Origin of the sequence: Clostridium sp. (genome assembly GCF_051650885.1) — a bacterium.
GTDB lineage: Bacteria > Bacillota > Clostridia > Clostridiales > Clostridiaceae > Clostridium.
Genome location: NZ_JBOFRG010000194.1, coordinates 1 through 4094, shown reverse-complemented (window position 1 = coordinate 4094; position 4094 = coordinate 1). Strand labels below are relative to the sequence as shown.

The window sequence follows — 4094 nt, the reverse complement described above, 5'->3', positions numbered from 1 at the left end:
TATACGTACTATTTTATTTTTCATAGTCGCTTTTGCAAGTTCTAGTACTGTTGGCATCACCTTCTTATCAAAAAAAACTATGAACATATTCGTTAAAAATAAAAAGAGTAATATAAATATAAACCACACTCTAAATTTTTTCTTTTTCTTCTTTTTTGTATAATATCGCATAAATAATCACCTTTATTTATTCCTCTATAGTTTTCCTAATAATATAATTATGTTATAATTGTAAAGAATATTATTTTATTTTTAATATTTTAAGACTAGGAGGGACAGATGGCAAAAGATAATATCTCAAAAAATAATAAACCTTCTAAGAATTCTACCTCTTCAAACAGAGGTGTAAATCTTAATAAAAAAAATGACGGTTTAAACGGGGGAAAAAAGAAAAAATCTAAAGATATAACTAAAAAATCTAAGGCTAAGAAAATTTTAAAATACTCACTTTTATCATTATTACTTTTATTTTTATCTGTATGTGTTGTAGGAATTGGCTATGTTTTTGCAATAATTAAAGCAACTCCTGAGCTAGACGTAGATAAAATAACAAATGGTAGTCAAGCCGCACAGGTAATAAGTGAAAAGGAAAATACCCCTATTGATATACCACCAACTTCTGAAACACTTAAAACTGAGCTTCTCTCAAAAGAGATTCCTCAAAATTTAAAAGATGCAATCGTTTCTATTGAAGATGAAAGATTCTATGAACATAGCGGTATAGATGTAAAAAGAATTGCTGGTGCACTTTTATATGATGTTAAATATGTAATTACAGGAAAAGGTGGCATGCAAGGTGCATCTACTATAACTCAACAATTAATCAAGAATACTTATCTTACTAATGAAAGAAGCATCGACAGAAAAATAAAAGAAATATATTTAGCTCTTCAACTTGAAAAACAATTGTCTAAAGATGAAATTTTAACTGCTTACCTTAATAATTTCCCTGTAGGTGGAACTTCTTATGGTGCTGAAGCAGGTGCTAAATATTACTTTAATAAAAAGGCAAAAAATCTTTCTTTAATAGAATGTGCTTATTTAGCTGGAGTTACACAAGCAACTCACACATATAATGCTCATAATCCTAACAATATAAAAGATCCTTCAAAGTATATAAACAGAACAAAAACTGTTTTATCTAAAATGAAGGAGCATAATTATATAACTGAAAAGGAATATAATGACTCTATTAAAGCATTGGACTCTGGAAAGCTTAAATTTAAAAGATCAACTAATACTCATACAGTTAAATATGAATCATATGTAACTGCTACTTTAGATCAAGTAAAAAAAGATTTAAAATCTAAATTAAAATGTACTGATGAAGAAGTTAATAATTTATTAGCTACTGGTGGCCTAAAAATTTATACTCCATTAGATGTAAAACTTCAAGACCAAGTACAAAAAATAATGGATGATCCAAATAACTATAATATAGCTGGTGCTAGTGAAAAAGATAAAGACGGTGTTTATAAGCTTCAAAGTTCTGCTACTATCTACGATTTTAAATCTAATCAGGTAGTTGCTATGGTTGGTGGGCGTGGAAAGCAACCTGCTATGTCTACTAATAGAGCTTATTCAGCTTTAAGGTCTGTTGGTTCTGCTATAAAACCATTAACTTCATATGGTCCTGCTATTGATCAAAAAGTAATGACTGCAGGTTCTGTAATTGATGATGCTCAAACACCTGCTACTAAAAAAGTATATGCAGGTAGTAATTCACCAAACTCATATAAAGGACTACTTACTCTAAGAGAATCCTTAAAATATTCAAGCAATATAGGTTCAGCATTAACTGCTAACGAAGTTGGTGCTAAAACTGGAGTTAAATATGGTGAACAACTTGGATTAGTTTTCAATAAAAACTCACAAGGAATAAGTACAGTTGGATTAGGTCAATTTGATAATGCAAATGGATCTGACGGTGGAAATACCTTTAAAGTGGCTGCTGCTTATGGGGTTTTTGGAAATGGTGGTGTGTACACTGATCCTAAATTCTATACTAAAGTTTTAGATAGAGATGGAAATGTTATTTTAGAATCTAACACTACAAAAACTAATGTTTTCTCTCCACAAACTGCATATATTCTTTATGACATGTTAAAAGAACCATTAAATTACAATGGTGGTTCTGCTAAATTTGGTGCTATGCCTGTATCAGGTAAAACTGGTACTACAAGTAACAATAAAGATTACTGGTTTGCAGGATTAACTCCTCACTACAGTGCAGCTGTGTGGGTTGGGTATGATAATCAAAAATCAATACAAGGTGGTGGTTCTGGTAGAACTGCAGCTACTCTTTGGGGGAAAATTATGAAGCCTGCTCATAATGGACTTAGTACAACTGATATTAAAAAACCTAATGGTATAGTTTCTACTTCTATATGTATTGACTCTGGTAAATTGCCTACTGCATTATGTAAGCGTGATCCTCGAGGAAATAGAATCAGAAGTGAACTATTTATATCAGGAACTCAACCTACTGGTTATTGTGAAACCCATGTTGAAGTTGTTGTTAACAAAAATAATAATCTTTTAGCTAATGAAAATACTCCTGAAGCTTTAAAAGTATCAAAAGTATTTATAAAAAAAGATTACCCAAATTCAAATGCTGCTGACAGCAAATTTGCAGTTCCAACAAGTTCTGACAATTCAAAGCCAGAGCCTGAAACTGAAGATGAGGCTGATGATTTAGAAGATCAGGATGAAGATGAAACAACTAAACCTGATGAGCCTAAACCACCTACGCCTCCTGTGGATCCACCTAAACCACCTACACCTCCTGTGGATCCACCTAAACCAGTTGACCCACCTAAACCACCAGTTTCTGGTGATGCTATTATAGGTCGACATGGAAAACCAAAAATCGCAGCTTAAATAGTAGTTATTTACAAAGAAGGTTACACTATGTAGCCTTCTTTTTTTATTTTAATTTAATTTTTTCTAAAAACTCTTATTTCATCACTTATTTTTGAATTTTTATTTTTTAAAAATTTCATTTTTTCTTTATTTTTATCGCTTTTTATATATTTTTTAATCTTAAAATGAATTTTTTTATTTTTTTCTTGCATTTTTCTAGTTATTCATATAAACTTAATATAAATTATATTATTAGGGGGATGTTTTATTATGGATACTTTAAATTCTTTAATCGTTAGCTTAAATGATTTTATATGGACTTATATTCTTATTGCATTACTTTTAGCTTTAGGTTTATATTTTTCTATTAAAACCAATTTTGTTCAATTCAGATTTATAAAGGAAATGTTTAGACTTTTATCAGATGGGTTTGGTGCAAAAAAAGAGAAAGGAAATATTTCTTCTTTCCAAGCCTTTTGTATTAGTACCGCTTCTAGAGTTGGGACTGGTAATTTAGCTGGTATTGCAATTGCAATTTCTGTTGGTGGACCTGGCGCTATATTTTGGATGTGGCTTATTGCTTTACTTGGTTCAGCTTCAAGCTTTATAGAATCAACACTAGCCCAAATCTATAAAGAAAAAAATAGTGATGGTTCTTTTAAAGGTGGACCTGCCTACTACATAGAAAAAGGTTTGAAAAAAAGATGGCTTGGTGTATTTTTTTCAATTCTTATAACAATTTCATTTGGTTTAGTATTTAACGCAGTTCAAGCTAATACAATTACCGCTTCCTTTAATGAAGCATTCAATCTAAGTCCAGTTTTAATTGCAAGTGTTTTATCGATCTTAACTCTTTTTGTTATTTTTGGTGGTGTTCAAAGAATAGCTAAGGTTTCTGAAATTTTAGTGCCTATCATGGCAATAGCTTATATTTTAGTAGCTTTATTTGTTATATTTATGAACTTTGATAAATTACCATCAACTATATCACTTATATTCCAAAGTGCTTTTGGAATGAAACAGTTTGCTGGTGGAACTCTTGGTGGAATTATTCTAATTGGAGTTAAACGTGGTTTATTCTCTAATGAAGCTGGTATGGGAAGTGCTCCAAATGCTGCCGCTACTGCTACCGTTTCCCATCCTGTTAAACAAGGTCTTATCCAAACATTGGGTGTTTTCACAGATACTATAATAATTTGTAGTTGTACTGCATTTATTATTCTTTTATCTGG

The 4094-nt window shown here is 30.8% G+C and carries 2 protein-coding genes; both read left to right on the top strand.

The annotated features are described in order from the left end of the window. The first annotated feature begins 279 nt into the window (after positions 1-279). Positions 280-2880 carry a transglycosylase domain-containing protein gene (locus tag ACRC28_RS09440; RefSeq protein ID WP_438543200.1) on the top strand — a complete coding sequence of 867 codons (2601 nt, stop codon included), beginning with the start codon at positions 280-282 and terminating at the stop codon, positions 2878-2880. Between the two features lie 252 nt (positions 2881-3132). Next, positions 3133-4094 (top strand): alanine/glycine:cation symporter family protein (locus ACRC28_RS09435; RefSeq protein ID WP_438543199.1); only part of this gene is annotated, 962 nt, incomplete at its 3' end.

Coding starts and splice junctions, on each gene's coding strand:
- ACRC28_RS09440 (WP_438543200.1), top strand. CDS start 280: ATGGCAAAAGATAATATCTCAAAAAATAATAAACCTTCTAAGAATTCT.